Annotated in this window: 3 protein-coding genes; all 3 read right to left on the minus strand. The window is 45.6% G+C overall.

The annotated features are described in order from the left end of the window. Nucleotides 1–221: 221 nt before the first annotated feature. Nucleotides 222–998 carry a glucosaminidase domain-containing protein gene (locus ACFWXO_RS45435; protein ID WP_376642730.1) on the minus strand — a complete coding sequence of 259 codons (777 nt, stop codon included), beginning with the start codon at nucleotides 996–998 and terminating at the stop codon, nucleotides 222–224. 5 nt (nucleotides 999–1,003) lie between these two features. Continuing rightward, entirely contained in the window at nucleotides 1,004–1,222 is a 219-nt protein-coding gene (locus ACFWXO_RS45440; protein WP_376642732.1) for a hypothetical protein, read from the minus strand. A 13-nt stretch (nucleotides 1,223–1,235) separates the two neighbouring features. After that, the coding region (locus ACFWXO_RS45445) for a hypothetical protein (RefSeq protein ID WP_380533142.1) at nucleotides 1,236–1,874 on the minus strand (639 nt) is incomplete at its 5' end.

Genomic DNA, 1,874 nt, shown 5'->3' on the forward strand with positions numbered 1-1,874 from the left:
AGGTACGATTCTTGCCGCTAAATTCACTGATTTTCCTTGACAATCCCACATTTCTGTGCTAATTAACATGTCACCCGGGAACTGTCAATAATAAAAAATCCCGCCGGATATTTTTCCAGCGGGTTGTGTCTCGGGCGTGACTCTATTGTTACAGATAGAATAGAAGTCTTCCGCGGCTCCTATTCTACTTAATTTTAACAAATGTTAGTATATATTGTAAATTATTTCACCCTTAACCGTTGACCGACATAAATCTTATTCGCATCCGGGATACGATTAACTGTGGTCAATGTCTTAACGGACACACCGAATTTCTTACCAATTTTCGTCAGGTTGTCGCCCGCCTTTACGGTGTAGAATGTACCGCCGGATGGTGCGGCTCCTGATACCTTCAGGACTTGACCAACACGAATCATATTAACATCTTTAATACCGTTCACTTTCGCCAACTCCTTCACTGACGTATTATATTTCTTTGCAATTGCTGTCAATGTGTCACCCGCCTTAACGGTATATGTCGAGCCGGACGACTTGGCAGGTTTCGCCTTCACTGCGGCTTTGTTCCCGACCTTATCGTATTTCGTCAGCCCGTGGGCTTCGATTGTGGCGATAAGCTTCTTCGCATAGTTCGGGTCTGTCGCATATCCACCCTTTTGGATGGCGGCACAAGCTTGTACATAGTTCGTTTCCCCGACAACAGCCTTATAACGGTCAAGACGGTTATAGAGGTTCACAAGGTCTATGATAGAATCGCGAACAGACTTATACGCCCGGAACCCTGCTTTGATTGTTTTATCGACCCCGTTTAAAACCTCCCACGTGCCCATATGAACGGTTCCAGCGTTCCCGATACCTTTTATACCAAACAGGTTATTTGCACGCGTAGCAAGCCCGGATTTGCCCCAATTTGACTCATGTATGGCTTGTGCTGTGATAACTGAAGGTAAAACTCGACTTACACCGTATAATTTTTGTGCTTCACTTGCAACATTCTCCATGAAACTCATTCTTTTACACTCTCCCTCATTTGTTGTCTCATTTCATTTATTTGTTCGTCTGAAGCGGATTCAATCCATAGTTTTCTATCCTTCTGAAATTGCGCCCGCCAATATCCCGGCGGCTGTACGGTTGTCGCATTATCCGGTACGGAATCAGCCGGAACAATTTCAGGATAGTCGAAGATGAAATCCGAATCATATACGAATACTTGTATCATTTCCATTGCTCCAACCCTCCTAGTAAGGCACTGCCGCGTCTAATGACCAACTGGACACGGCGGACTGATTGTTTCCTGAAAAGCCGACAAACGCCAGTTTACCGTCAGTGTTGATATAAAATTTTGTGAAGCCTGTCGTTCCGTATGCTGTTGCCATGACCGCCTTTTTGTCTGACGGTGAATATGACGCGGGCAATTGTGCAAAGTCAACGCCGAGGTCACACGCCACGTCACCTTTTAGCATGAGGATGTTTCCCCAGCGGGTATACTGCGGTGTTCTTCCTGACGCCTTTGCTCCATTCAATAACGGAAGGTTATACCATGTGAGCGCCATAAAATCATTTTGTGTAAACAGCTGTCGCCAACCCCTGAATACATTGTCAGTGTGTATAACACCAATCCATGACGTATTATCATAGGAACGTGTCAGAACCAATTTCCGCAGACCGTTTGGCGCTGGTAGAATGTCGAGATAGTACCAAGAAGCGTCACCCGGTAACGGTAGTTGATTCCATCCTGTCCCATAATAAAAACCGGGTGGTGCGGTGAATATGCTGTCAGCTGAAGCCAACCGTTTCCGCATTCCTTCAGCATCCGTTAATGCATATTTCTGTGAGAAGTTTTGAACCCCGATAACAACCTGAAGCGATAGAGACTG

The organism is Kitasatospora sp. NPDC059088 (assembly GCF_042738155.1).
Lineage (GTDB): Bacteria > Actinomycetota > Actinomycetes > Streptomycetales > Streptomycetaceae > Kitasatospora.

Bases quoted from the DNA above. Each gene is read 5' to 3' on its own strand.
- ACFWXO_RS45435 (WP_376642730.1), bottom strand. From the start codon at position 998: ATGGAGAATGTTGCAAGTGAAGCACAAAAATTATACGGTGTAAGTCGA.
- ACFWXO_RS45440 (WP_376642732.1), bottom strand. From the start codon at position 1,222: ATGGAAATGATACAAGTATTCGTATATGATTCGGATTTCATCTTCGAC.